The organism is Nitrospira sp., assembly GCA_037045225.1.
Taxonomy (GTDB): Bacteria; Nitrospirota; Nitrospiria; order Nitrospirales; family Nitrospiraceae; genus Nitrospira_A.
This window is the reverse complement of sequence record JBAOHZ010000009.1, coordinates 3,914,476-3,941,469: the sequence shown is the minus strand read 5'-3', so window position 1 is coordinate 3,941,469 and position 26,994 is coordinate 3,914,476. Positions and strand designations below refer to the sequence as shown.

Here is a 26,994-nt window from a genome sequence, read left to right as displayed (position 1 = left end):
GTGTCCTATGCCAGGGGCACAGAAAAAGACACTTCCGTGCCGCGTTCGTTATAGGTGAGATCAGGAAAGAAGGCCTTGGCGAGAAAGACGCCGCGTCCATTCGCGTCGCGGCTATCGCAGGGCTCGTCCGATCGCGTGAGGAAGCCGTTCCAGCGAAACCCGTTCCCCTGATCCGTAATGACGTACCGGATGCGGCGATGGATTTTGTCGTACAGGGCTTTGACAATGACACGGCGCGTTGCAAACCGCGGATGCCGGCGGCGGTCGGCGATCAGCGACTCAAACTGATCGGCGCTGAGCGCTTCATGTTTCTCCTGGTAGAAGATTTCAAGGCTGCCATGTTCGACCGCGTTGACGATCAGTTCGATAAGCGTGGTGCGGAGGTGCAGCCGCTGGGTTTCCGGTAAGGTCATGGCCGTCCGCTCGACGAGCCACGTCACACAAGACTCGACATCGGCAGGATTGGTGCCGATGACGAGCCGATACTCCACCTGTTCAATGCCAGGAATATCCTCAACGGTCTGAGGAATTCGCTCGAACGCCCGATTCAGAGCCTTCCAGAATTCTTCAACTCGGACTGGACTGTAGAGGTAATCTCCCGCACCCGCACGAACGGCGTCCAGAATGGCATGCTCATCCCCTTTGTGTGCCGTGGCGATAATCGGCATCCAGAGACAACGGCGGCGGGCCTCATGGAGAAGCGCTAGCCTGGTCTTTGCCGGCTGAAACCAGTCGACCAATAAGATGTCGGGCATGGCCATGTCCATCATTGATAAGGCCCCATCCGAATCTGGTGCCGTGATGACCGAGATCCCACGTGCCGTCGCCTGTTCCATAACCAGTGCCGATGTCTCCGCACTGGGATGAACCAGTAACAGCTTTTTGGCGTTGGAGGCAGGCGTCATGAAGGAAATCCTTTTTCGATAATCACCTTCAAGGCCGCCGTTAACCGTTGGAGCTCAACGGACACTTGGTCCGCGAGCGCGGGGATTTCCTGTGTGGCCGACTGACGGGCCGATTCTTCAAGCTGTGCTGCTGCGGCCACGGTTGGGCGGGCGCAGAACTCCATGGCCGATCCCTTTAATTTATGGGCTTCCTTCACCAACAACGGCAGATCCTGGTCGACGAGCGCGGTCTGGATCCCGATGAGTGCGGTAGGGGCTCGCTCGAGGAACATCTCGGCCAGGGTCAGAAAGAGGTCCTGATCACCGTCGAACCGTTCCAAGGCAGCGGCCAGGTCCATGACAGGTTGTGCGTCCATTACGGCTTTTCCGTTGCCGAAGCCGAGCCGTCCAATACTTCGACGCCGAGAAGCGCCACATCATCAGGGAAAATGTCGCCCCCTAGCCACAGTCGGGCCGTTGCCATAGCTTCTCCTATGCTGTGTGCCAACGTGTGCGTGCGATGGGTTTCCAGTGTCGCTTGCAGACGGTCTCTGCCCCACAACTCCCCTGTCGGCGACGGGGCTTCATAGATCCCGTCACTCAGAAGATACAGACGATCCCGGAGCTGCAATTGTGCGGTCGTACTGTCGAAGGTGATGGTCGGATCGAAACCTAAAGGAAGACTGGCCGAGGATAACCATTGGGAGGTCCCTTCGATGGAATGCAGGAATGCGCCGCAGTGCCCTGCTGCGGCATACGATAAGGTGCGCGACGGGAGGTGCAGACGCCCTACCCACAAGGTGAAGTATTCCCCCTCCGGGGTCAACGGAAAGCGACGGTTGGCCTCAGTGATGATGGCTCCCGGATCAAAAGATCCGACCGCTTTCGCGAGATTGTCTTCACGCAAAAAACTCATCAGCGCGACCGCGCGCAACGCTGCGGACACACCGTGGCCCGACGCATCGAGAATATAGAATCCCAATGTGTCAGAACCCCAGGCGCTGACCTGAAACAAATCGCCGCCCAAAGCGAGAGACGGTTGGTAGGCCCACTGCATGCTGATTCCCGGTGCCGGCATGCCGGGGAGAGGCAGCTGCGCACGCACGAAGTCCGCAGCCGATTGCAGTTCGCTCTCCAGTTCGGTTTGTTTGGCGGACAGCAGCCGATGGGAACGATCAAGATCATCGCGGGTGCGTTCGATTTCGCGGACAAGCGCGCTGGATCTGAGACTGGCCTGCACCCGTGCCAAGACTTCCTGCTTACTTGCCGCTTTGCTGAGAAAATCATCGGCGCCGCGGGAGAGCCCTTCCGCAATTTGTTCGGGTTGGTCGTGTGCAGTCATGAGCACGACCTGACTGGACCGTAACTCCTGATCCGCACGGAGCGCCTCGCAGACGCTGGGGCCATCCAGACCCGGCATCATCCAATCGAGAATCACGAGATCGGGACGCTGTGCGCGGATGGCGGCCAAGCCAGCGACTCCGTCGCTGGCTTCGATGACACGGTAGCCCAACCGCTTCAGCCGCCCAGCCATACTAATACGGGTAATCTCATCGTCGTCGACGAGGAGGATGACCGGCACCGACTTGGAGGCCTTTGCGGCAGGAGTTGGGTCAATAATACGCGCTGGCTCAGCCACGTCTGCTGCTCCTCATACCGGACTTATCCGACCGCCGGAAGTCGGCTCCCCGCAAGGGCATCCTGTTCCGAAGTATAGACCGGCAGAAGCGTATGAAGATTTGCCAGGGTGACAATCTCTTTGACATAACTCTGAGGATTCAGCAGGCTGACTTTCCCCTGCGTGGCCGAAAGGCTCTGCGTCAGCAACGCTAAGGTGCCGAGCGCGGAACTATCGAGAAATCGGACGCCACGCATGTTCAAGATCAGGTGTCGACACCCGCCTCGTTTGCATTGCTCCACCGCAGCCTTGAAGATCGTACGATTCGCGTAGGTTAATTCCCCCATCAAATCGAGAATGACAGACTCTCCGATACGGCGTTCCGTAATCTGCATGCAGCGCTCCTTCCTGGGCCTGGGGACGGAATTTATGCGCTCTTCTTAACCATGGACGACACCTGCGCCTCAATCACCGGAATCGTTTTGTGCAGATTCGCCAGTTCAATAATTTGGCGAACGGTCGGTTGAGGATAGGCCAACGAGAGCGTCCGCTTCTCGGCTTGGAGTTGCCGATGACTGATCATCAACAATCCCAGCGCCGCGCTGTCGAGGAAGGCTACCTGCGACAGGTCGATAACGATTTCATCCACTTGATTGGTGCCGACGGCCTTCAACGCCTCCTGAAACGGCTTGCGCTGAGTATAGGTAAAGTTTCCTTCGAGTTTTAATGTCACTTGTGTGTTGCGCACTTCCTGGGTAATTTTCATGCTGAACTCCTTTTGCGTGAATGTGAAATGGTTAGGTGCGGGATACATGCGTGAGAATACCCGACGCGACGTCTTGCAGCGGAAGAATCCGTTCGGCGGCACCGAGCTTGATGGCCTCTTTCGGCATACCGAAGACAACGCAAGAGGCCTCATCCTGTGCGATGGTGTGGGCGCCGGCTTCCTTCATCCGAAGGAGGCCCCTGGATCCGTCACCGCCCATCCCGGTCAGGATCACGCCGACGGCATTTCCGCCGGCGAACTGCGCGACGGAGTCGAACATGACGTCGACTGATGGACGATGGCGATTCACCGGATCGTCTTGGTTGATGCGAACTGAATACCGTGCGCCGCTGCGGACCAGCGTCATATGGTAATTGCCGGGAGCAATGAGCGCGTGTCCGGGCAGCACACTGTCTCCGTCCTCGGCTTCCTTCACCGAGATGCGGCAGAGTTGGTTCATGCGATCGGCCCACGTTTTGGTGAAACGCTCCGGCATGTGTTGCGTGATCAGAATCGGAGGGGTGTTGGGTGGCAGCACCTGCAACACCTCCTTCACCGCCTCTGTACCTCCGGTTGAAGCCCCAATGGCGATGATCATATCTGTGGTCTTGATCATCGCCGAGTTCAGCGCGGCCGGCCGCGAGCTGCCTTGGGGAGAGGCTGTCGGAGCGCGCCGGACGGAAGCGGTGGCGGCGCCCTTCACCTTAGCCAGCAGATCGTCTGCGATGGCGTCCATTCCTTCCCGTAAATCAATTTTTGGTTTGGTGATAAAGTCGACGGCCCCCAATTCCAATGCTCGAATGGTGGTTTGGCATCCGGCCTCCGTGAGGGAACTCACCATGATGACCGGCATCGGTCGTCCACGCATGAGTTTCTCGAGAAAGGTGAGCCCATCCATTTTTGGCATTTCCACATCCAGCGTCAGGACATCGGGATTGAGCGTCTTGATTTTCTCTCGCGCCACATAGGGATCCGGAGCACTGCCGATCACCTCGATCGTTGGATCCTTTGAAAGCAATTCGGCCAACACTTGTCGCATGAGGGCTGAATCGTCGATGATCAGGACCCGTATTTTTTTCATAGTCTCCCTCGTATCTGATCAACGTGATGCACCCGCGTCCGGAGTCGAGAACTTCGATCGGCGAATGAGACACTGTGCTCAGAACAACGTGATGTTGTCCTTGGTTGCCGTCGGTTCGACTTCGATCCGGTGTTGGTATTCGGTTTCCCGTTCGAAGATCGTCCGATTTTTCACTCGTTCGATCTTCTTCATCAGAACTCGCCCTGAATCCGTAAAGTAATACACTTTCCGTGGGAACACATCGCCTAGATCACTTTTTGCAATTGTGTACCCTTCGTTTTTGAGGAAATGTAGGACCCATTCCGTATTTCTGGCTCCGACATCAATATTGCCTTCGTAGATCTTCCCGGCACCGAACAATTTGACTTCCAAGCGATGCTTCATCCCGCCGCGTTTCAAGATTTCATTGATCAGTTGTTCCATGGCAAAGGAGCCATACCGTGTAGACTCCCCTCCCCAGGCATCGCCAGACTGATGCTCTTTCGGCGCCGGGAGCATGAAATGATTCATGCCGCCGACTTTTGCAACCGGATCACGAATGCAGGCCGAAATGCAGGAGCCGAGCACGGTATAGACCACCATGGGTTCCCGGCTGACAAAAAACTCGCCCGGCAGAATGCAGGCAATCTCGGTCAGGAAACGATTATCGTGCATCCGCCGGATATGGGAGAACGTGTCAAGATTGACTGCGGCCATTCCGATTAGCCTTCCTTCCAGTAGATGGTCGGCGCAAGGGTCTTGAATGGGTGGGAGACCCATTGGAGGCTTTCTGAGTGGCCGATGAAGAGATGTCCGCCTGGTTTCAGATGATGATAAAACTTGTTGACCAGACGTTCCTGCGTCGGGCGATCGAAATAGATCATCACATTCCGGCAGAAGATCAGATCCAAAGGCGCTTTAATGGGAAAGCGATCATCCATCAAATTCATCCGCCGAAACTTGATGATCTCCGAGAGATGCGGTTTGACTTTCACGAGCCCTGCGCTGTCGCCGCGTCCGTGAAGGAAATGCCGTTTTACGACTTCCGCCGGCACATCGCGGAGGCGTTCCTCCGCATACAGGCCCTTGGCGGCATGGGCCAATACACGGGTGGAGATGTCTGAGGCCAGAATTTCAAAGTTCCACAAGGCCGGGTTCTTGACGGCGTCGTGCAGCGTCATGGCGATGGTATAGGGCTCCTCGCCGGTGGAACAGGCGGAAGACCAGATGCGGATGTGTTTTTCCTGTTGCAGTGTGGGAAGAATGCGCTCGCGAAGAAAGTCGAAATGCTTGGGTTCGCGGAAAAAATCCGTTTTGTTCGTGGAGAGCAGGTCCAGCATTCGGGTGAATTCTTCGCCGCTGTCGTCCTGAGTCACGTACTGATAGTAGGAATCGAAGCTCTCCAGTTGGAGGTCGCGCAAGCGCTTCGTGAGGCGGGATACCACCAGGGATTGCTTGCTGTCCCCCAATGAAATGCCGCTTTCGTCATACAACAAGGTACGGATTTGCTCATATTCCTGTGTCGTAATGGCGTAGTCCATCGTGTTAGCTCCGGTACCAGACAAACAGCATTAAATAGACCAGATAGGCCGTGATCATGGTGCCGCTGAACGTCCAGACGAGCGCATTCCCCATGCGGCGATGGGTGGTCATGCCGGCGACCATGGCTCCGACACTTCCATATCGAAGGCGATGCAGGCCCATATACAGATTGTAGGCGCCTAGTCCTATGGTCGTGATCGCGAACAACATGTGTGTCACAAAGATTGGGACATAGACCGTCCAATAGGCGCTATCAGGGCCTTTGAACGATTCACGGCCGAAGATTGCTTGTTTCAGGACGTAGGCCACCAGCCAGATACCGATGATCGTGCACCCCACGATCATGCGATGGGAGTGATGATTCACATCATGGGATTTGGCTGCTCGAACCCCCGCCAAGACGACGAGATACGCGACCGTCAAACTGGAGAGGACGAGATACCAAAGCGTCGTTTTAAGATCCATGATCCGTCCCTGGGCTAGAGGTGGATTCAATCGAAACCGGCTCAGGCGCTGGGCCTTGAGCGTATTGTCACACGCAATTCCGCATGGAACAGGTTCTGAGGCTGCTGCGGGAATGGACAACTACTGCCCATCCCCGCAGCCCCGGACCTAGAATTCCTCGAAATCGTCATCTTTCTTACGGCGATCGTGACCATTCCCGGCCGCCACACCGACCGGGGCTTTGGCCTCCCCCGCTTTGGACGAGAATACCGGCTTTTTAAGGGCCGGTTTGGGGGCGCCACCAGCCTTGACCGTTGGCTTCCCGGTCGCAGGTCGCGTCGGCGATGCCTGCTGGGCTCCTTCCTCGTCAACCTTGAACACTTCAACCTGACGCATGAGTTCCTGCGCCTGGTCTTTCATCGACTGGCTGGCCGACGTCGTTTCTTCAACCAACGCCGCGTTCTGCTGCGTCGTCTCGTCCATCTGCATGATGGCCTTGTTGACCTGGTCGATCCCCTGGGCCTGCTCCTGGGACGCCGCGGTGATTTCAGCAATGATGTCCGTGACGCGCTTGACTGAGCTGACAATCTCTTCCAGCGTCTTGCCGGATTGATTGACCAGTTCGCTGCCGTCGTTCACGCGTTGGATGGACTCGTTGATCAATCCTTTAATTTCCTTGGCAGCCGTCGCCGACCGCTGTGCCAGGTTACGGACTTCGGCGGCCACGACCGCAAACCCGCGACCATGTTCCCCTGCCCTGGCCGCCTCGACGGCGGCATTCAAGGCCAGCAGGTTGGTCTGGAAAGCGATCTCGTCGATGACCGTGATAATGTCCGCAATCTTTTTGCTGCTCTTGTTGATCTCTCCCATGGCTTCGACGGCACGGACCGTGACGGACCCGCCCTTGTCGGCGATGTCGCGTGCGGCAATCGCCAGCTGGTTAGCCTGTTTCGCATTGTCGGCATTTTGCTTTACGGTCGAGGTCATCTCTTCCATAGAAGCCGACGTCTGCTCCAACGCACTGGCTTGCTCAGACGTGCGCTGAGAAAGATCCTCGTTGCCCTTGGTGATCTCCTCCGCGCCGGCGGTGACACTTTCCGCGCCGCCGCGCACGGTCGAGATCGCGGTACTCAACGTATTCATCGCACCGTTCAGGCTGGCCTTCATTTGCTCGAACTCACCCTGATAGGTCCCCGTCATGGTCTTGGTGAGATCGTTGGCCGCCATCGCTGTGAGCACCATCTGAGCCTCATGCAAGGGCGTCACGACGGCATCGAGCATCTTATTCACGCCTTCGGAGAGCGTCTTAAAGAAGCCGTCAAAATCCGCCGCATTAATGCGTTCTGAAAGCTGTCCGGCCGCTGCCGCACCGATGAGCTTGTCGATTTCGATCTGCGCCTTCTTCTGGGCGCTGACATCGGCCCACTCGACCACGTTCCCGAGGTACTCGCCCTTTTCACCCATGATGGCCGCGACCGCAAGGTCGAGCGTCAATGGCCCGATCTTGATTTCTGTTCGGTACGGCAAGTTCTGCGGGTTGTCGAGCAAACGGCGTTGGTGCGCTGGATTCTTGTGGTACTGGTCGACGTTCGACCCGATGACTTTGGCGACGGAGAACCCGGGCATGACTTTTTGAATATCGGATTCTAACCGGCGCAATGTGGTGACAGACTGGTTATTGGCATACACGATGGTGTAGGTGCGATCGCACACGAGCACGTTTGATCGTGCATTGTCGAGAGATGCTTTGAGCCGGGACATTTCGGTTTCGAGTCTGCGCTTCTCGGTGACATCGGCCCACTCCAACGCATTCCCCAAGTACTCGCCCGTGGGGCTCATAATGGCCGTGACTAAGAGGCTGAGGGTTAACGGCCCGATGTGAATATCCGCGCGATGCGGCATGTTGGCAGGGTTCGACAAAATCCGACGCTGTTTGCTCGGGTCCACGTGAAAGTCATCAATGCAGGTGCCGATGATTGCGGACGCACTGAACTTCGGCAGCACTTTCTTGATTTCTGACTCGAGAGTGGTGAGCGTCTTTTGCGCCGTCGAGTTGGCATACGTGATCACCAGATTGCGATCGCACAGCAGAATGTTGTTCTGCGATTGATCGAGGGCCCCCAGGTAGAATCCCAGCATGTCCGTTCCAGCAGAGGCGCCCTTCTTTTCTTTTGCCTTACTCATCGTCTTCTCTCCTTGTGTGGATTGTGCACGCTCTGCTCCAGCAAGCATGAGGGTCTTGATCGCTCCGTAGGCCTCGGTCCAGGCTTGCTTCACCTGGGGTGTCCATGCCGATCCGGCCACTTCACCGAGAACGGCCAGAAGATTTTCTCCGACTGCATCGTAATGGGCCGGCTGCACACCGTACCCCACATGCCTGGCTCCCATGTCCTGCAGGACAGGGGTGAGTTTCTCGGGGCGGCGGATGTTCTGAATCACTAAGACTAAGGACGCCAAGAGCTTCTTTTTTTGTTCCTTGATCGAGGTCTTCTTAAACAGGGGCTTCACTGCCGGGTACTTTTTGAATAGCCGCTCATAAAAGCGGGACACCAACTCTTCTCCCTTGGGGGCAACAAGCTGAAAACTGGACTCTAATAATTCAACATTCAATGCCATGTCCTGGTCTCCCTTGGTTCGAGTAATTAGGCTGCAGCTTTCGTCGCTTCTTGCATATCGCCATCGGTCAACAGACGATCCATATCTAACAATGCCACCAACTTGTCGCCGGCCTTGCCGATGCCGTTTAAGAAGCTCACGTCCACCTGCGCTCCGAACTGCGGAGCGGGTTGGATGTCCTTCTTGTCGATATCCAAGACGTCTGACACTGCATCCACCACGAGTCCCATGATTTTTTCTTTCACGACCACAACCACGATGACCGTGAACATGGTGTATTCGATTGTCGGCATGCCGAACTTCGTCCTGAGCTCCACGATCGGAACGATGGTGCCGCGCAAATTCAGCACGCCCTTGATGTGAGCCGGCGTATTGGGAATGCGCGTGACGGCGGTATACCCTTTAATCTCCTGAACTCGGAGGATGTCGACTCCGTACAGTTCTTCCCCCAGCTGGAAGGTCAGGAATTGACTACCGTCCGTCGTGAGCCCGATTTGTTGATTCGAATCTTTTCCTGTCAATTCCTGTGTCGCCATCGTAGCCTCCTCGCCCGGTTCGTGGAATCGTTCTCGTCGATCTTGTCTAGAGCTCTGCCTCTACGCCGCCTTTGCCGTGCCTTCCCGCGCAATGTTGAGCAATCCGCGGACGTCCAAAATAAAGCCGACGGTGCCGTCGCCGAGAATGGTCGCCCCGGCCACCCCTTCGATTTTCCGGAAGTTCTGTTCCATACTCTTGATCACGACCTGTTGTTGTCCGAGAATTTCATCGACCATGACCGCGACGCGTTCACCCTCCGTTTCGAGTATCAACAGTATCGCCTTGGTGGGATCCGAGATTTCCGGCTCCAACTGAAACACCTCATACAAACGCATAAGGGGAAGATAGGTGCCGCGCACATTGACCAACTCCCCTTTTCCGATGAGGGTCTTGAGCATCTCGCGCTTAGGCTGAATCGATTCGAGAATCGACAAGAGCGGAACGATGTACGTGTCCCGACCGACCCGGACGGTCATGCCCTCGATGATTGCGAGCGTGAGCGGGAGCTTGAGGGTAAAGGTGGTGCCTTTGCCCGTGACGGTCTTGATGCTGACCGTTCCGCCCAGCCCTTCCAGGTTTCGCTTCACCACGTCCATGCCGACGCCTCGACCAGACACATCGGTGATCTTGTCAGCGGTGGAGAAGCCCGGCTTAAAGATCAGCATCCAGATCTGCTCATCCGACAGTTTGTCGGATTCCGCAATCAATCCCTGCTTGAGCCCCTTCGCGACAATCTTGTCGCGATTCAGCCCGCGCCCGTCATCTTCCACCGTAATGCAAATGCTGCCGCCTTCGTGAAAGGCGTTGAGGCGAATGATGCCTTGTTCCGCTTTGCCGGCAGCGAGACGCTCGTCGGGCGGTTCTAAGCCATGATCCGCCGAATTGCGGACAAGGTGAGTCAAGGGATCGCCGATCGATTCGATCACGGTCTTGTCGAGTTCGGTCTCTTCTCCGGATAGGATCAATTGAATCTTCTTTCCGGATTTACCCGACAAGTCGCGCACCAGACGCGGGAATCTGCTGAATGCATTGCCGATAGGGACCATGCGGATCCCCATGACGCGCTCCTGGATCTCGCGTGTATTCCGTTCCAGTTGTGCGACGCGCTCCAGTAAGACGGGCAGTTGGTTCATCTCAAAGCGAGAACCGAGATCGCTCAGCATCGACTGGGTAATGACCAATTCTCCGACCAAGTTAATGAGACGATCGATTTTGACGGTATCGACCCGGATCGACGGAGTTTCCGCCTTCTTCGCCGGAGCGGTGCTTTCAGACTGCTTCTTGAGTGCCTCGGAGATCTGCTCCGGCGTGGCCATTTTCTGTTCGACCAGAATTTCGCCAACCTTTTTTTGCTGGGATAACGCTTGATTCAGCTGAGACTGTGACACCACACCGGTTTCGACCAGGATTTCGCCCAATGGCTTTGCGCCGTCGGACGCAACGTGGGTGATGTGCTCGGCGACCGGACTCTCCACAATCGTCAGGATGCTGTCCTCGCGCACGAAATCGAAGACAGCTTCGATGACTTTGAGATCCTTGACGGTTTCCAGATCGAGGGTCCACCCGAGGTAACAGAGTTCGGCATCCAATTCAGCCAGTGCCGGCAACCGACTGGCATCCAAGACCAGATGTGTCAGAGTGCCCAGCCCAGCCAGTTCCTTGATGAATTGACCAGGATCCAATCCCCGTTGGAACAGATACCCTGGTGGCACCCAGGTAATGGTATAGCGGTGCATGCCCGGAGCATGTGCTTGGGGAGCAGCTGCGGAGACGGTCGCGGCTTGTCCTGCAGATGATCCGCCTTGGCACGCTTCGAGTCTGACACTCAAAGCTTCGACGTGGGCCGCGTCGGGTGATTCTCCCGCACGCGCGCAATCAATTAGCGTTTTGAGACAATCCAGTGACTGCAGCAGGATGTCTGTGATCTCGACCGTCACCACCATCTGACTGCTGCGTAACTGATCCAATACGGATTCCATCTTGTGCGTGAACTGAGAGACGGCGGTGAAACCGAACATCCCGCTGTTGCCCTTGATGGAATGCGCTCCGCGAAAAATGCGGTTCAGCAGATCGATGTCGTCAGGTCGCTGCTCGAGCTGAAGCAATCCCTCTTCGATGGTCGTCAGGTGTTCCTGCGATTCTTCGAAAAAGGCATCTTTGAATTGTGAGAGGTCAGTGCTCATGTTTCCCCTGCTTCTGTATCGCTGGTACCGTCGGCTCGTTCACATAGGCTGTCAGATGGCTACTTATCCAGGCAGCACCTTCTTAATCACGGCCATCATCTGTTCCGGATTGAAGGGCTTCACGATCCAGCCGGTGGCGCCTGCGGCCTGGCCTGCCTTCTTCTTGTCATCGGAGGCTTCCGTAGTCAGCATCAAGATGGGCGTGAACTTGAGCGCCGGCATCTTCCTGATCTCCTTGATTAGGGTGATGCCGTCCATCTCCGGCATGTTCAGGTCGGTGACGACGAGGTCTGGCTTGGCTCCGCCGGTCACCTTGCCGACCGCCTCTTTGCCATTGCCGGCTTCCACCACCTGATAGCCTGCGCTGGTCAGGGTGAATGCCACCATCTGCCGCATTGTGGGAGAATCATCGACAACCAACACCGTTTTCGCCATGGCGCACTCCTTAATTCTTCTGATGATCCGACGTTACTTAAAACAACGTGACATTGGTGTCTTCTACAGGGGCTCTCCCTTGGGATGGCGCAGGGACGTACCCGATTGCAGCCCGGTGAAATACCGAGCGTTCTTCTTCCATCGTATAGCTGCGGTCAAGCTTTGCAAGGAAATCCATTTTACTGACGACCTGGTCATGGGACTGGCCCTGGATCAAGGCATCCATGACCGCGCGAACCTCAGTGAGCGGTTGAATCACATGCTCTAGTTTTTGCCTTGTGATGTCCTGAAATTGGAGGGCCATGATGATTTGGCCGACATCTCGCGCCAGTTCATCGGCATGGGATTTTGACGTCATCACGGCATCCTTCAGCGAATTGTTACGATCGGCTAGGCCCCGGGTCATCTGATCGAGCCGATGTTTTGTCCCCAGGGTTTTGCTCAAATCCACCGACGCGAGACTCTCCACGGTGCTCATGGCCAATGCCGTGTTTTTCTCTACGTTCTTCACGAGACTGTTGATGCTGTTGGCCGCTTGCCCTGAGCGATTCGCCAGTTTGGCGACCTCATCGGCCACGACGGCGAACCCACGGCCATGCTCTCCGGCCCGGGCGGCTTCGATCGCGGCGTTGAGGGCCAGCAAGCGTGTCTGATCGGCAATAAACTCAATTTCGCTGATCATCCCGGTAATCGCTTTGGTACTCCGCTCGACCTCGTCCATAATGGTTGCAATCTGAAGGGCCATTTCCGATGACTTCATCACGTCACCGACAAACCCTTCCAGCATCGTATCGGCGGTCTTGAGGACCGTGTCCACGCTCATTTCACCGTCGCCGAACAGATGCGCGGATTGATTGGCTTGCTCGGTCGCTCGGGCGGCAATCATGCCGAATCGTTGTCCCAAATCGGTCGCGGCCTGCTCCGTCTGCTCGATCACACTTTTCATCTGAGCGTTCAGTACTTGTACAAGCGGCAGCGTCGATTGCCCAAGTTGCTCCCACGCCATGGTACGCTTCGCACGTTCCTTCAGCATGGCCTCATGTGTGATCTGCAATGCTTCTCTGGCTGAGGCCATCTGTCGTTGACACCACAACCATGAAAGACACGCACCGACCACGAACGCTCCCAAGAATAGCGGCAAGTATAAAATCATTGCTGACGTTTCCCGTACATCATGACGAAATCAGACAGTCGTTACGCACCCAGTTCGGCCATGCGCGCCCGCAGCGCATCCGTCATTCCCGTCAACACCATGCGCTCCGACCGACGGATGGCAATCAGCAGTTGAATCGCTGACGCATCCAGTTTGTCGACCTCGGACAGATCCAGCTCGATTTGTGGATGCGTCGCTCCTGCCTGCTTAATCTCCCCGTGCAGAGTGCCAACTTCAAAAATTGTTAAGTCACCAGCAGGCTTGAGGGTCATGACAGTTCCTTTCAAGAAATGTCCTACTTCTAGGGTCTATCGGCCCGAACCCCGCGATTCTTAACACTTACGTGGCATGCCGTAATGCATCGTCCCACAAGACCTAGATCACTTCACTCCGAAGCACCAGCAGTTCTCAAAGCGGCTGGGCCGGAGTCCTCGCTCCGGGGAGCATCGAATCGAGATTGTCTCCAGTCAGATTTTTTTCCAGGACAATAATCTCGACCCGTCGGTTCTTCGTCCGTCCTTCGGGCGTATCATTGGTGGCGATTGGCTTGGAGTCCGCAAATCCGGTCGCGGAGAGATGGGATATCGGGATTTCGTAGAGCTCTGAGAAGATTCTTACAACCATGACGGCACGCAGGGCGGAGAGTTCCCAATTCGATGGAAATTGCGCCGTTCGTATCGGCACGTTGTCCGTGTGCCCCAAGATGCGCACATGGCGGTCCATTTCAATCAGGATTTCGGCCAACGCTTTTAGAAACGGTAAGGCTTCCGATCGCACCCGCGCCTCCCCGCTTCCGAACAGAATGGATTCCGGCAGGGAAATCATGATGGTGCCATTGCCGGTTTCCACAATCTTGATATCCGGCATTTCCAAGGCAAGGCTCGGATGGATTTTTCGCAAGATTTCTTTCATTCGCCGAATAACCGGTTCGTTGGCACTCGACATATCGGGATTGATCATCTTTGGCTTCGCGTCGCCAACGGTAAAGGGTAATCGGCTGGAGGGCGTGCTGTTTACCGGATTTAACGCCGCTTTGATGGAGTCGCTGACCGTTCGATATTTGCCTTCGTTGACCGATGACACGGAATACATCACGACAAAAAAGGCGAACAGCAGCGTAATGAAGTCCGCATAGGACACCAGCCAGCGTTCGTGGTTTTCGTGTTCTTCGTGTTTCTTTTTTGCCATCGGATACTCGTGAATCGTGGCTCGTGAAAGGGGACGCGTTTCAACCGGGAAACGAGATCGGCTTCACGCACGACAAACAACGTTATTTCTTGTCGTCTTTCGTCCGTTCATGTGGAGGGAGGAAACTTTCGAGTTTTTCCTGCAGCAGGCGGGGATTTTCTCCCTGAGCCAGGCCGACGAGCCCCATAATCACCATGTTCCGCAATCCGGCTTCTTCCTTCAGCTTAAACTTCATCTTGTTGCCGATCGGCAGGAAGAATAGATTGGCTGCGCCGACACCGTAGACCGTCGCCACGAATGCCACCGCAATACCGCCGCCGAGTTTTGATGGGTCGGCCAGGTTTTCCATCACGTGAATCAACCCGAGCACGGCGCCAAGAATTCCGACGGTCGGTGCGTATCCACCGGCGGCTTCCCACACCTTGGCCGCATGGACCCCTTCTTCTTCATGGTGCTCGACCTCAATTTCCAAGATTTCTTGGATGAGCTTCGGGTCGGTCCCGTCGACGATGAGCTGCACGCCCTTCTTGAAAAATGGGTCGTGCAAATCCTTTATTTTCCCCTCCAAGGCCAGCAAACCCTGTTTGCGTGACACGTTGGCGAGGTCCAGGATCTGAGTAATGGTTCCCTTGACGTCGTGAGGGGGATTGGTCAGCGCCAGCGTGACCATACTGATGGATTTCAAGACGACGGAGAGCGGGTTTTGCACACAACACGCGCCGATCGTTCCACCCATCACGATGATGAACGCGGTGAGTTGGAGCACCGACCCGACATGACCGCCTTCGAGCGCCTGGCCACCCAGGATGGACCCGATCGCGATGACGACACCTAAGATTGTTGCGATATCCACTGGTCGATTACCTCACCACCGCTTCTGAATGCCGTGTATCGACTGTACCCAGAATGGTGGGCTTGCGCCTCTCGGAAGCACTCTGATAGCGTGCGATCGAGTCACAATTCTGTTGCATGGAGGTGCTCTTGTGGGTCCTGCCGATAGCTTGATGCTTGATGCCAAACAAGCGATTCTCGATGAGCAGCATCGGAAATTTCAGGTCCTGCAGAAGGAAGGGCGCTGGCCCGAAGCCATGCAACAATTTCATGTCACCCTGACGTGTGCATCGGACGTGTTGACGGAATCATTACAGTTGCTTGAGCGCGTCCTGGAGACCAGGAATCGACAACGCTCGGATCCCCCGCCCGATTCTCATCCGCTGAGTTCCTAAGTGGAGGCCGAGAGGGGGATCATCCGCCCTCCCGGTACCCCGCTTGCTCTTCGTTTCGGTCTCATCAAGCCGCTTCACGAGCCAGAAGCAGTCGGCTCAGATCCACCAGGATCAGGAGCCGGTCATCAATCCGTCCTACTCCCTGGGTGAATTCCGCACCGGCTATCGTCCCGACTGAGGGCGGCGGCTCGATCGCACTCCTCGGCACCCGCAACACTTCCTCCACTGAATCGACGACTAGTCCGACCAGGCGGGCCTGCACCGATACCACCACAATTCGAGTCTGAGTGGTCTGTTGAGCCCCGCTGAGGCCGAACAGTTTTCGCAAATCCAGCACGGGAATAATGCGGCCTCGAAGATTGATGACCCCCTCCACATAGGGGGGAGTCTTCGGAACACGCGTGACCTCCACAATCCGGTTGATCTCCTGCACGCTCAGGACATCGACCGCAAACTCCTCACTTCCGATCCGGCAGATCACGAACTGCAGGAGATCGTCTGCCGCATTTTCCCCCAGGCTATCCACGCTCATGTCCGGATCCGCGTGATACTGGGATTTGACCTGTTGTTTAGTGGCACCCATGCTGAGCTCCTTCTCGTGCTTGGCGACTTAGATCTTGAAGCCACCCACGATTCCCTGCAGCTCCACCGCCAACTGACTGAGATCCTGGCTCGCCTTGGCCGACTCATGAGCGCCGGAGGACGACTCTTTGGTAACCTTCGCCACATTTTCGATGTCGCTGGCGATTTGCTGCGTCGCGACGGATTGCTCCTCCGAAGCCACGGCAATTTGTCGAATCATATCGGCGCTCTCCGAAACCATGCGCACGATTTGAGACAGGGCCTCGCCGGTCTTATTCACCAGATCCACACCCGCGGTGACTTTCTGCGTTCCCTGCTGCATCGAGTCCACCGCTCCCCGTGTATCCTGCTGAATCTGGCGGATCATGTCGCCGATTTCCTTCGTGGCTTTGGTCGTCCGTTCAGCCAATTTCCGGACTTCATCGGCGACCACCGCAAATCCACGACCCTGCTCACCGGCTCGCGCCGCTTCGATCGCAGCGTTCAACGCCAGCAAGTTGGTCTGATCGGCAATGTCTTCAATCGTTCGCACGATTTCTCCGATTTGATCGGAGGACTTCCCGAGGTCGGAAATGATCGTCGCCGAATTGGAGACCGCTTCAGACAACTGCTGCATACCGGAAATCGTGCTCGAGACCACCGTACCGCCCTCTTGAGCAGTCTTGACCGTATCTTGCGCCAAACTTGCCGCTTTGCCAGAGTTTTGCGCAACTTGGCCGACGGTGGCGTTCATCTCCTCCACCGCGGCGGCCGTCTGAGAGGCGCGCGACGTTAAGGTGTCGGTGCCCTTAGAGATCTCTTCAGCAGTAGCGGACAATTCGACCGATGCCGAAGCAACTTTATCCGTCACATGCGCGACCTTCTTAATCATCAGCTGCAGTTTTTCGATGAACTCATTGAAATACTGCCCCATGTGAGCGATTTCGTCGCTCCCCTCAGCCGGCACACGCTTGGTGAGGTCACCCTCGCCCTTGGCAATGTCGCGCGAGATGTCGCTCATTTTTGCCAGCGGCTGCAGTACGATGCTGCGGAGCAAAGCATAGGTAACGAGCATGATCAGCACAACAACCCCGACCATCAGTCCACCGGTTTGCCACATCGATTTGCTCGACAGTGCGATGGCTGGTCCCATGGGCAGAGCGACGCTCAGCATACCCAGAGTGTCACCGATCTGATTGCTGGTGTGACAGCTGATGCAGGCGGCCGAACTGGCCTTATCTACCATCGCCCGACGGAAGGTCGGAACCCCGTTGACTTCGTCTCGGCGAGCATAACTTTCGGCCCCGCCCATGATGGCTCGGATGGCTTCGTTTTCGAAATTATCCTTCGGTGAGTTGCCTGGATTCATCGGATTCTGACTCACCAGTCTCGCGCTATACAGGCCACCTCTCGTGGCTTCCTCACCCATTTCTCTGATTGCGGTCGCTGGAATCGGAATCGCATCCACATTCCCGGTATGTTCTTTCAGGACTTGAATATCCGCCCCCGCCTTCATTTTCTTCAGCTTGGCGACATAGTTGCTGGCGATGTAGGCGCGTCCGATTTGTATTTGTTGCGACAGCACTTGAGCACGCCCAGTCAACATGACATCCATCTTGTTTTCTTCTTGCTGATACAAGACGACGAGGCCGATGCCGATTGCGACAAACGCCGCCATCATAATCGACAGGACAAACTTCGGCCCGATGGTCATCCCCTTCATCATGCTGCCCATAATGCCTCCTACCTCTCCAGTTGTGAACGAGTGAATTGCGTCCCTTGTTACACCATGTTCATGATTTCGCCGATGACTTTGGAGAGCGAAACCACTTTCTCTGCACACCCGGCTTCCACCACGGCCTTCGGCATCCCATACACCACACTCGACGCTTCATCTTGCGCGACCGTTCGTCCCTTCGCCGCTTTGATCGCCCGCATGCCCTCCAACCCATCGTGTCCCATGCCCGTTAGAATCACACCGATCGTCCGCTCTCCATACAGAGCTGCCACGGATTGCATCATGATGTCCGCACAGGGCGCGTGAGGATGGTTCTCCACATTGGGGGAAAGCTTCACGACGGAGCTGGTAATGCTTTTTTTGACGACCCGGAACTGCAGGCCACCCGGCGCCACGAGAACGCGGCCTGGTTTGACTTCATCTCCATCGACGGCTTCTCGTACTTCAAGCGCACAGAGGTTGTTCAGTCGTTCGGCAAAAGGCTTGGTGAACGATTTCGGCATGTGTTGCACGATGACGATGCCGGCCGGGCAATCCGCCGGAATCGTCGGCATGATTTCAAACAGCGCTTGCGGCCCTCCCGTGGAGCAGCCGATCGCAATGATCTTGGAGCCGCGGGTCATGCTCACGGAGAGGCTGCTCAACGCCTTGGTCGGCAGGGCCACCGATTTGGCTCCTCCTATCAGAGGAACCTTCTTCAATTTCGCACCGGCATATCTGGCAGCCAGGACCTTGGGCACCAAGAGGTTTTGTATTTCAGTGATTTTAGAGGCCACGCCATCCAGCTGTTTGGGCACAAAATCGATCGCTCCCCACTCCAGGGCCTGCAGAGTCTCTTGAGCGCCCTCGACGGTGATGGAACTCACCATGATGACCGGCACCGGATGTTTCGCCATGATCTGCTGTAACGCTTGAAGCCCCGTCATGCCTGGCATTTCCACATCCATGGTGACGACGTCCGGTTTCAGTTGCAGGACCTGTTGAACAGCTTCTTCACCGTTCCGTGCGACGCCCACTACCTGAATCTGTTTGTTTGCTTCCAGCATGCTGGACAGACTTTTGCGCATGAATGCGGAATCGTCCACGACCAACACTCGCACCCGATTTGTTCCGCTCTGTGTTTCTGGAAGTGCCATACGCTCCTGCCCGATACATCGGCTACCTCCGGCCAAAGCTTGAATAGGCCGGTGTCCCACTTGCCTGTCGCGAATCGTTTTCTTTAGGCCGCTTTGCTCCCCGACGTTTTATTCGCGTCGAGATGATAGGCGAGTTTCTCGCCCAGCATCTTGGCGTCAAATTTAGTGATGTAGTCGGTCGCTCCGACGGCTTTCCCCTTCTCCATGTTGCACGCGCCGGTTAAGGAGGAGTGCAACATGACTGGGAGATGCGCCAATCTCGGATCCGCGCGAATATGCTTGGTCAGGGTGAACCCATCCATTTCAGGCATCTCAATGTCACTGAGGATGCATTGAATCTGATCCACTTGCTCCTTGCCTTCTGCCGTGGCCTGATCCGCTAGGGCTTCGAGCTTTTTCCAGGCCTCACCGCCGGTCGTCGCCATGATGTAAGACATCTCGAGGCGCTCCAACGCCTTGCGGATCTGCGTCCGCGCCACGGAAGAATCGTCGGCGAACAGTATGCATTTGGATTTCAAGCCGGGTGCGGAGACCATGCCGGCAAACACTTCATCATCGGAACGCGGGCAAATGTCGTTGAGAACCTTTTCAACGTCCAGGATCAGGACCATCCGTCCGTCCTCCAGCATCGTGACGGCGGTGACCGCGCCTTTGTTATTTTCCCGGACGATGGCGGGAGGGGTCTTAATGGCGGACCAGGAAAAGCGAATGATGCGATCGACGCCGGCCACGAGAAACCCTTGTAAGGTTCCGTTGTACTCGGACACGATCAGATAGGGATGGGTGCCCGGCGCACCTCCCACCTGCCCCTCGTTCTCCGAGCCGAGCCCCAAACTGCGCTTGAGGCCCACCACCGGCACCATAATTCCACGAATGTTGGCCATGCCCACGATACGGCTATCCGCTTCCGGAATCTGGGTAAGTGCCGGCAATTTCATTACTTCCCGAACCTTAAATACGTTGATGCCGAAGATTTCGTTGGTCCCGAGTTTGAACAGAAGCAACTCCATCTGATTGGCGCCGGCCAGTCGGGTGCGTGCATCGATTTCATTGATGAGAGTGGACATACTTCCTCCGCTTCTTTCCTTCTCGACCCCTGTTCCTCACGCGTCGATCATCTTCGAATGACCAGGCGACAGACACCAGCCTGGGCACGTCACATCAGGCTGCAATCCCGGAGTTGTGCCAGGCCTGAGCATTCTGCACCAACTCTGACGTATCCAAGATCAACACGACCTTGCCTTCTCCGGTGATCGTCGCGCCGGACACACCCTTGACGGTTTCCAGGTAATCCCAAATGGACTTGATGACGACTTCTTCCTGTGACCGCAATTCATCGACGACCACCCCGACCCGGCGATCGCCTAACGCGGCCACCACGACGTAGAAGCGCTCTCGCTCCGCGTCCGTGGGAATGTCGAACTCTTGGGCCAGCCGGATCAACGGCAGAACGCGGTCGCGTAAATGCAGCACTTCGCGTCCATTGATCGTCTTGATGTCATGGCGGGAAATGCGAACAGCTTCGATGACGGTGCTCAACGGAATGGCGAAGATGGATCGCTCGACCTCAACCATTAATGCTTGGATGATGGCGATGGTCAACGGCAGTTTGATGATGATCTGGCTGCCCTTGCCAACCTCGGACTCGAGATCGACGGTTCCGTTGATCTTCCGGATATTCGTCCGCACGACATCCATGCCTACGCCGCGTCCGGACACATCCGTGACCTGCTCGGCGGTGCTGAACCCGGGCAGAAAAATAAGATTGAGGATCTCGCGGTGCTCCATGGCCGCCAACTCGGCTTCACTGATCAGTCCTTTGGCGAGTGCTTTCGCCTTGATCTTTTCCACCTGAATTCCGCGGCCGTCGTCGTTGATACGGATAACAATACTGTTTCCTTCTTGACTGGCGGCAATCGTCAATTGGCCTTCGCCTGGTTTCCCTTTGGCCTGGCGTTCCGCCGGCGTTTCTATGCCATGGTCGATCGCGTTGCGCACCAAGTGCACCAGAGGATCGCCGACTTCATCGGCCACGGACTTATCGAGTTCTGTTTCCTCTCCGCGCATCTCCAGATGGACTTGCTTATTAAGTTTCTGGGAGAGGTCGCGGACCATACGCGGGAGCTTGGCGAAGACCTTCTTGATCGGCAGCATGCGGGTTTTCATCACGGCCAATTGTAAATCGGTCGTCACAAGATTGAGCTGCGCGAGTGTCTCGCTCAGGACACGCACCTGCGGGTCGGATTCATGATTCTGCTCCAACTGCGTTCCGATCTTAATCAAGCGGTTACGCCCGAGCACCAATTCGCCGACCAGATTCATCACGCTATCGAGCCGCTTGGTTTCCACGCGAATCGTGGCGTCTTCTTCCGCTGGTTTCGGCTGTTTTTCCTGTTTGTGGAGCGCTTGATCCAGCGCCCGTTCCGTAATCGCCTTGGCCTGTAGAAGAATTTCGCCCAAGGGTGTCTTCGGCTCGGGCTGATGTTGTTGCGCGTTGAGCGCATCCAGCACCTGGTCCTTCGAGGCAAACCCTTCATTCACCAGAATCTCCCCCAGTGTCGGCGGCTGCGCAGCGGCTAGTTCACTTGCCGCTGCAAGGGCTTCCATTGATGGCGCAGCGCTAGGTGCGACTGGGGCGGCAGAGGTGGCCTGGGCAGGTGCGGTGCCGCTGAGAATCGCATCCAACTTCGCCGCGATCACTTGAGTTGGAGTATGGTTGTCGGTTCCCGACTCTCGAATGTCGGCCATGATCGCTTTGATGACGTCGATGGTTTCAAGGATGACGCTGATGATCGTCGGACTGACAGCCATTTCGGCTTGGCGAAGCTTGTTGAGAATATTTTCTCCGCGATGCGCGACGTCCACTAAGTGGTTGAATCCGAGGAAGCCGGCCGACCCCTTCATGCTATGCATGGCACGAAAGATTTCGTTCAGCAGATCCGTGTTGTTCGGATCACTCTCGAGTGTGACGAACCGTTGATCCAAGACTTCCAGCATCTCATTGGATTCAGTGAGAAAGTCGTTGAGGATCTCCTGCATTTCATCGCTCATAACCCCACCTCAGTTAAAACCAAATTGCTTCAGTATTTCGTCGGCCAGATCTTGATTCATGGACGTGTTCTTGGTCGCTTCGAGTTGTTTCAGCATTTCATTGGCTTTGCCCTGATCATTTTTGGCAACCTGTTTTTGATAGGGGCCGAAGACCACCACGAGTTGCAGTAACTTGTGCTCCACTTCATCCAAAATAGTGACCAGTTTATTCACGCTCTGCGCGACCAGATCTTGGAATGACAGGGCGGTCATAATGTCGAGCAGGCGTTTATCATCCTTGCTAAGATCCTGCGTAATTTTCTGCACCTGCTGGATGAGGTTCGGAGCGACGTTGGCTTGCTGAAGGGCGTGTGTCAGTTCTTTCAGCATCTTGCCGACCTGAACATGGTTATCCTGGATGGACTCCACCTCCAGCATGACCCGATGCGTTCCCTGTTCGGTTTGTGTCTTGAGATTCAGGAGGTGCGTCTGTGCTTGCGGAAGTTGTTGGGAGGAGGCGCTGACCGGCGCGCTGAATTCGGAGAGCGTCTTCATCGTGGTATCGATAAAGCGTGCTAATTCCCCGAGTTCCTCATACAACTTGGTGTCCGGAGCCACTTCTGTCGGCTCTTCATCATCGATCGGATCCTTGGCTTTTCCTGCCGGGCGTGATTGTCCCATCATGCTCCTCACCGGTTAGAGGCCGATTACTTGAAAATCTTGTTGATCTTCTCCTGCATCGTCTCGGCGGTGAACGGCTTGACGACGTAATTGCTGACGCCGGCCTGCACGGCCTCCATCAGATTCTCTTTCTGCGCTTCAGCCGTGACCATCAACACAGGGATCTTCTTCAACTTCTCGTCTGCGCGGATGGCGCGCAACATGTCGATTCCCATCATGACCGGCATGTTCCAATCTGAGACCACAAATCCATACGTATCCGCTTTCAGCTTCGTCAGCGCTTCCTGACCGTTTTCCGCTTCTTCCAAGTTATTGAAGCCGAGCTGCTTCAGGATATTTTTAACGATGCGTCGCATCGTGGACATGTCGTCGACGACGAGAATCTTCATATTCGGATCGGCTGGCATGACTCATCCTCCTTACGTTTTTTCATGAATGACGGAACGACCTGCGTGAATGGTTTTGAACAACCCCGCCGTGTCGTGCAGAGTTTCTGAGAATCCGATCATTAAGTACCCTTTGGGGCGCAGGGCATCACGGAGATCCGACACGATCTGTGCTTTCGCCTTGTCGTCGAAATAGATCAGGCAGTTGCGACAGAACACGATGTCCATGCCGCGGATGAGTTTGAGTCTGGGGCGGTCGTACAGGTTAATGTTCATGAACCGGACCATGCCTTTGACTTGCGGGACGAGCGTGTGCTCCTCCTTTTTCCCGGTGAAATACTTGACCAGCATGGCCGGCGGCACCTTGCGTAGGGAATGAGAACTGTAGGTGGCTCCCCGAGCGATAGTGAGGACGTTTTCACTGATGTCTGTCCCCAGAATATCGATGGTCCACCCCGCGAGCGGCGGGTAGTCGCGGAGGAGCAGCGCCAGAGTATAGGGCTCGTCCCCGCTCGAGCAGGCCGCGCTCCAAATGCGCAGTTGTTTCGTGGCGGCATTGGTTTTCATGACTTCCGGAATCATGACCTTCATGAAACTCTCGAGCTGCGCTTCGTCGCGGAAGAAGTATGTCTCGTTCGTCGTAATGACCGTATAGAGTTCCGTGACCTCACGATCACGAAAAGCGTCAAAGCGCAGAAAGTTCAAATACTTTTCGAAGGTCTCGCAACGACAGGCTTTCAGTCTCGGCAGGAGGCGACTCTCCAGCAAATACGTCTTATTGTCTTGGAAATGTATCCCCGTTTTCTCATAGATCAGATCTCGGAGTTGTTTGAAGGTGTCGGGGACTAGCTTGGGCTCCGGGACGTCTACTTTCCTCGCCGTATTTCCGTCGGCCATGAGATGCCCTCTCTTGCCTGCCTGGAGGCGGCACGGTTGATCTGCTGCTCGCCGGTCGTGTCCGGCCTCTCCGCATCAGACCAGCAGCCTCACTCTCGCGAAGGGGAGATCAATGCTGCTGAGTTCGGCTATGCATCCATTCATGAATATCGCGCCGGAGAAAGCGCCAGTGCTTCCCTATTTTGGAAGCCGGCAACTGTCCGAGACGCGCGAGCTTATACACCGTGGACTTTGGCACGCGCAGAAATCGCGCCACGTCCGAGACGGTGAGAATTTCGCTCTCAGAAGGTGATGCATTTTCGAGGTTCGCTGTGGTTGTTGCGACGGTGGTGTTGTTCATGACGGATATGGTATCGGTGGGCGCTGTCTCAAACTTTAGTTGCCGGTTCTTGAGTGATGCGCTTTAATAGGGAAGTCCAGATCGAGCGACGACCGGTAAGATACGAGAGGAATTCACCCGGGCGGGCTTATGTTTCTCGTTCGGCAGGCCGAAAGAAGAGCTGGCACACACACTTCGCGGGAGAGACCAGTCTGTATGGCAATCATCGTGTCGGTCGGTTCCGGCAAAGGCGGCGTGGGGAAAAGCGTGATTGCGGCCAATTTGTCGATGTTATTGGCCAAACAGGGCAAACGTGTCGTCCTGGCGGACCTGGATGTGGGCGGTGCGGACGCCCATATCTTATTTGGTATTTTGAACCCTCGCCTCACCTTGACGGATTTCATCGAACGACGGGTCGAAGGCCTCAAAGAGGTACTCCAGCCAGTCTCGGCGCATCCGTTTCTTCAACTGATTCCCGGAACCGGCGATACCCTGGCAACCGCAAATCTTCCCTACGCCAAGAAAAAGCGCCTGATCCGCCACTTCCGGCAGTTGGAAGCCGACGTCATCATTGCCGATATCGGAGCAGGCACCAGCTATCACGCGTTGGACTTTTTTCTCATGGCCGATCACTATGTGACGGTCGCCACCCCGGATCCGACCTCAGTGCTCGACTTGTATCGCTTTATTAAATTAGCCGCGATTCGCCGTGTGCTTTCGGCCTTCCTGTCGCGCGATTCCGTCACCGAGACCCTCTCAGATCGGGATTTCAGCAGTATTGAAGACGTCATCCAGGCGGTCAGCGACACGGACCCGAACGCCCGTGAGATCGCCAGCCGAACATTGGAGGGATTTCAGCCATATTTGATCGTGAATCGGGTGTCGGGGAAGTCGCGTGTGAATGTCTTGCAGTTAAAGAAACTTCTGCAGCAATACGTCGGCGGAGATCTGACGATGCTCGGGGAGATTCCGGATGATCCGGCAATGACTCGCGCCGTGCGCAGTTACCTACCGGTCGTTGAATTTGAACCCACAGCACCAGCCTCGCTCGCTCTGGACAAAGCCGCCCACGCCTTGCTTGCCCAGCTCGCTCGCCCTGCGACGACACCGGCCGAGACCACTCCCCTGCCTGTCCAGGCGGCCTAAACTCGCGTGCGTTCCTAAGATGTTTCCATGCGTCGCCGGAGTCTCAGTGCGCCGCTTTTCTCGCCCGCAGGCGTTCGGCTTGCACCTGAAGAATATGCCGGATAATCAGCTCCTGCTCGTCAGCACCCAATTCCATAAACTGCGTCGCGACATGAAATCCGGTCGTGCCTTTTTCGGGCCGGCCCACTCGGATGATGCGCGCCGTTGCCTCGATCATACTGAATGGGGGCAAGATGATCTTCAGCATCAAGAGGTCATCCGCCTGAAACTCGCGCGGCGTATCGAAACCAAGCCCGCCGGCACTGATGTCGACATCGGTCAGTCGTGCGATGGCCACACTGCCTGGGTGACTCTTGACCAAGGCCTTGAGAATCGTCTCCAGCATCCAGTCGATTTTCGACACCCAGGGTAATAACGGAGAGCCAGCAAAGGTCTCCCCTCCCCGAACCAGCAGGTCAAGAGTTGGCTTTGAGACTGCGGTGGCGATGGTGTCTTCTGTCGCCGGAGCAAGGTGGGCGTTCATGGCCTCGGCCGGCTCGTCGTAGCGACGATACTCAAGCAGCAAGCGGTCGTCGATGCGAAGCCATTCGCGCCGCTCGTCATTGTCAATGTCTTTGTGTGGGCGTTGAGCGTGTCGGTCAGGTGAAGGCGTCATGCCAAACCTCTACAGTGAAAGTCACGAGTGAGCCTGGCTCTCTGACCCTACGGTCCTCAGGCTTCTCGGTGTATCGTTACACTGTCAGAGGCTAGTTGTCCGCTATTTTCACGTAATTGGCGTAGATGCCGTTTCACCTGGGCGGCCTCGGCCAATAACCCGGAGATCCCCGCTTGAGCTACCACAATGGCCTTCCGAACTTCTTCGTCCACGCTCAGAAGACGTTGTGCAAATGTGCGATCGAGCATGCATGCGGCTAGACTGATTCCACGTGCGCTATAACACGCGTCGACTTGATCCCAGTCGCCGGCGCGGGCGGCCTCCAGCGCTTGGATTGTGAGCCGCTCAATGGAGCGACGATCGTGAAGAGAAACGGTAGTGGAGGGACTAGCTGCCGACATGGGGCACCGCTTCTTGCCGCGCGACCACTTGCCAGCCTTCCCGCAGGGTGGTCAGGCAACGGATCGGCCCATCCAGATGCTTGCCGTTATGCCGAAGGTTGGCTTGAATACATTGCTGCACCATGTAGTCGTACAACCGGTGCAACGACACCGCAATTTCTCCGCCTCGCTCGAAATCCAGGACGCTGGACAGTTCCCCGACAATCGCGATGCTGCGGTCGAGAAAACGGGCCTTATCTTTATAGTTGTTCGTCAAAATGGCTTCCCGGGCCAGTTCCATCGATTGAATCGCAGAATCATACAGCAGGACGATCAATTGCACCCGATTGGCGGTCATGACTTGCGTCTGTTGGTAAGCGTTGGCTGCCGTAGCGATCATGGTGACCTTATTC

Annotated in this window: 29 protein-coding genes; 2 read left to right on the top strand and 27 right to left on the bottom strand. The window is 56.0% G+C overall.

All coding sequences use genetic code 11. The features are described 5' to 3' along the window. Positions 1-5: 5 nt before the first annotated feature. From V9G17_19415 to V9G17_19335, 17 genes are all read right to left on the bottom strand, one after another. On the bottom strand, positions 6-905 hold the full coding sequence (locus tag V9G17_19415) for an ATP-binding protein (protein MEI2754768.1): 900 nt from the start codon (positions 903-905) through the stop codon (positions 6-8). Further along, a complete protein-coding gene (locus V9G17_19410; protein MEI2754767.1) occupies positions 902-1,261 on the bottom strand; it encodes an Hpt domain-containing protein in 360 nt (119 codons plus the stop codon). Before V9G17_19410 ends, V9G17_19415 begins: the two co-directional genes overlap by 4 nt. Continuing rightward, the gene (locus V9G17_19405) at positions 1,261-2,523 is read right to left on the bottom strand and encodes a SpoIIE family protein phosphatase (protein MEI2754766.1); all 1,263 of its coding nucleotides are present in this window, start codon (positions 2,521-2,523) and stop codon (positions 1,261-1,263) included. The genes V9G17_19410 and V9G17_19405 overlap by 1 nt, the downstream gene beginning before the upstream one ends. Positions 2,524-2,546: 23 nt before the next feature. Next, positions 2,547-2,897 carry an STAS domain-containing protein gene (locus V9G17_19400; GenBank protein MEI2754765.1) on the bottom strand — a complete coding sequence of 117 codons (351 nt, stop codon included), beginning with the start codon at positions 2,895-2,897 and terminating at the stop codon, positions 2,547-2,549. A gap of 32 nt (positions 2,898-2,929) precedes the next feature. Further along, positions 2,930-3,268 carry an STAS domain-containing protein gene (locus tag V9G17_19395; GenBank protein MEI2754764.1) on the bottom strand — a complete coding sequence of 113 codons (339 nt, stop codon included), beginning with the start codon at positions 3,266-3,268 and terminating at the stop codon, positions 2,930-2,932. A gap of 31 nt (positions 3,269-3,299) precedes the next feature. Then, positions 3,300-4,349 (bottom strand): chemotaxis response regulator protein-glutamate methylesterase, encoded by a 1,050-nt coding sequence (locus V9G17_19390; GenBank protein ID MEI2754763.1) that lies wholly within the window; start codon positions 4,347-4,349, stop codon positions 3,300-3,302. A gap of 78 nt (positions 4,350-4,427) precedes the next feature. Beyond that, entirely contained in the window at positions 4,428-5,045 is a 618-nt protein-coding gene (locus tag V9G17_19385) for a hypothetical protein (protein MEI2754762.1), read from the bottom strand. Positions 5,046-5,050: 5 nt separating this feature from the next. Further along, the gene (locus V9G17_19380; protein ID MEI2754761.1) at positions 5,051-5,869 is read right to left on the bottom strand and encodes a protein-glutamate O-methyltransferase; all 819 of its coding nucleotides are present in this window, start codon (positions 5,867-5,869) and stop codon (positions 5,051-5,053) included. A 4-nt stretch (positions 5,870-5,873) separates the two neighbouring features. Next, positions 5,874-6,335 carry a DUF420 domain-containing protein gene (locus tag V9G17_19375; protein ID MEI2754760.1) on the bottom strand — a complete coding sequence of 154 codons (462 nt, stop codon included), beginning with the start codon at positions 6,333-6,335 and terminating at the stop codon, positions 5,874-5,876. 147 nt (positions 6,336-6,482) lie between these two features. After that, positions 6,483-8,930 carry a methyl-accepting chemotaxis protein gene (locus V9G17_19370; protein ID MEI2754759.1) on the bottom strand — a complete coding sequence of 816 codons (2,448 nt, stop codon included), beginning with the start codon at positions 8,928-8,930 and terminating at the stop codon, positions 6,483-6,485. Between the two features lie 26 nt (positions 8,931-8,956). Further along, positions 8,957-9,466, bottom strand: coding sequence for a chemotaxis protein CheW (locus V9G17_19365; GenBank protein MEI2754758.1), 510 nt, complete (start codon positions 9,464-9,466; stop codon positions 8,957-8,959). Between the two features lie 60 nt (positions 9,467-9,526). Continuing rightward, entirely contained in the window at positions 9,527-11,650 is a 2,124-nt protein-coding gene (locus V9G17_19360; GenBank protein ID MEI2754757.1) for a chemotaxis protein CheA, read from the bottom strand. A gap of 63 nt (positions 11,651-11,713) precedes the next feature. Continuing rightward, positions 11,714-12,085, bottom strand: coding sequence for a response regulator (locus V9G17_19355; protein MEI2754756.1), 372 nt, complete (start codon positions 12,083-12,085; stop codon positions 11,714-11,716). Positions 12,086-12,122: 37 nt separating this feature from the next. Next, positions 12,123-13,160 (bottom strand): methyl-accepting chemotaxis protein, encoded by a 1,038-nt coding sequence (locus tag V9G17_19350; protein ID MEI2754755.1) that lies wholly within the window; start codon positions 13,158-13,160, stop codon positions 12,123-12,125. A 119-nt stretch (positions 13,161-13,279) separates the two neighbouring features. After that, positions 13,280-13,510 carry an STAS domain-containing protein gene (locus tag V9G17_19345; protein ID MEI2754754.1) on the bottom strand — a complete coding sequence of 77 codons (231 nt, stop codon included), beginning with the start codon at positions 13,508-13,510 and terminating at the stop codon, positions 13,280-13,282. Positions 13,511-13,646: 136 nt separating this feature from the next. Next, complete coding sequence (locus V9G17_19340; protein MEI2754753.1) at positions 13,647-14,426, bottom strand: flagellar motor protein MotB; 780 nt, start codon at positions 14,424-14,426, stop codon at positions 13,647-13,649. Between the two features lie 82 nt (positions 14,427-14,508). Further along, on the bottom strand, positions 14,509-15,279 hold the full coding sequence (locus V9G17_19335) for a flagellar motor protein (GenBank protein MEI2754752.1): 771 nt from the start codon (positions 15,277-15,279) through the stop codon (positions 14,509-14,511). Between the two features lie 130 nt (positions 15,280-15,409). Between V9G17_19335 and V9G17_19330 the strand changes: the two genes are divergently transcribed. Then, positions 15,410-15,652, top strand: coding sequence for a hypothetical protein (locus V9G17_19330; GenBank protein ID MEI2754751.1), 243 nt, complete (start codon positions 15,410-15,412; stop codon positions 15,650-15,652). 64 nt (positions 15,653-15,716) lie between these two features. On the opposite strand, the gene V9G17_19325 is transcribed toward V9G17_19330, so the two are convergent. From V9G17_19325 to V9G17_19290, 8 genes are all read right to left on the bottom strand, one after another. Next, positions 15,717-16,235 (bottom strand): chemotaxis protein CheW, encoded by a 519-nt coding sequence (locus V9G17_19325; GenBank protein ID MEI2754750.1) that lies wholly within the window; start codon positions 16,233-16,235, stop codon positions 15,717-15,719. Positions 16,236-16,262: 27 nt separating this feature from the next. Beyond that, positions 16,263-17,948, bottom strand: a complete 1,686-nt coding sequence (locus V9G17_19320) for a HAMP domain-containing methyl-accepting chemotaxis protein (protein MEI2754749.1) — start codon at positions 17,946-17,948, stop codon at positions 16,263-16,265. A 47-nt stretch (positions 17,949-17,995) separates the two neighbouring features. Then, a complete protein-coding gene (locus V9G17_19315; GenBank protein ID MEI2754748.1) occupies positions 17,996-19,087 on the bottom strand; it encodes a chemotaxis response regulator protein-glutamate methylesterase in 1,092 nt (363 codons plus the stop codon). A gap of 83 nt (positions 19,088-19,170) precedes the next feature. Further along, entirely contained in the window at positions 19,171-20,154 is a 984-nt protein-coding gene (locus V9G17_19310) for a chemotaxis protein (GenBank protein ID MEI2754747.1), read from the bottom strand. 94 nt (positions 20,155-20,248) lie between these two features. Further along, a complete protein-coding gene (locus tag V9G17_19305; GenBank protein ID MEI2754746.1) occupies positions 20,249-22,138 on the bottom strand; it encodes a chemotaxis protein CheA in 1,890 nt (629 codons plus the stop codon). A gap of 9 nt (positions 22,139-22,147) precedes the next feature. Continuing rightward, positions 22,148-22,801 carry a protein phosphatase CheZ gene (locus tag V9G17_19300; GenBank protein MEI2754745.1) on the bottom strand — a complete coding sequence of 218 codons (654 nt, stop codon included), beginning with the start codon at positions 22,799-22,801 and terminating at the stop codon, positions 22,148-22,150. A 23-nt stretch (positions 22,802-22,824) separates the two neighbouring features. Beyond that, positions 22,825-23,205 carry a chemotaxis response regulator CheY gene (gene cheY, locus V9G17_19295; protein ID MEI2754744.1) on the bottom strand — a complete coding sequence of 127 codons (381 nt, stop codon included), beginning with the start codon at positions 23,203-23,205 and terminating at the stop codon, positions 22,825-22,827. A gap of 12 nt (positions 23,206-23,217) precedes the next feature. Next, positions 23,218-24,081: a CheR family methyltransferase gene (locus V9G17_19290; protein MEI2754743.1), complete on the bottom strand. Its 864-nt coding sequence runs from the start codon at positions 24,079-24,081 to the stop codon at positions 23,218-23,220. A 535-nt stretch (positions 24,082-24,616) separates the two neighbouring features. Here V9G17_19290 and V9G17_19285 point away from each other — a divergent pair. Continuing rightward, the gene (locus tag V9G17_19285; GenBank protein ID MEI2754742.1) at positions 24,617-25,546 is read left to right on the top strand and encodes a P-loop NTPase; all 930 of its coding nucleotides are present in this window, start codon (positions 24,617-24,619) and stop codon (positions 25,544-25,546) included. Between the two features lie 43 nt (positions 25,547-25,589). On the opposite strand, the gene V9G17_19280 is transcribed toward V9G17_19285, so the two are convergent. Continuing rightward, entirely contained in the window at positions 25,590-26,201 is a 612-nt protein-coding gene (locus tag V9G17_19280) for a PilZ domain-containing protein (protein MEI2754741.1), read from the bottom strand. Between the two features lie 387 nt (positions 26,202-26,588). After that, positions 26,589-26,981, bottom strand: a complete 393-nt coding sequence (gene fliS / locus V9G17_19275; protein MEI2754740.1) for a flagellar export chaperone FliS — start codon at positions 26,979-26,981, stop codon at positions 26,589-26,591. Positions 26,982-26,994 lie beyond the last annotated feature (13 nt).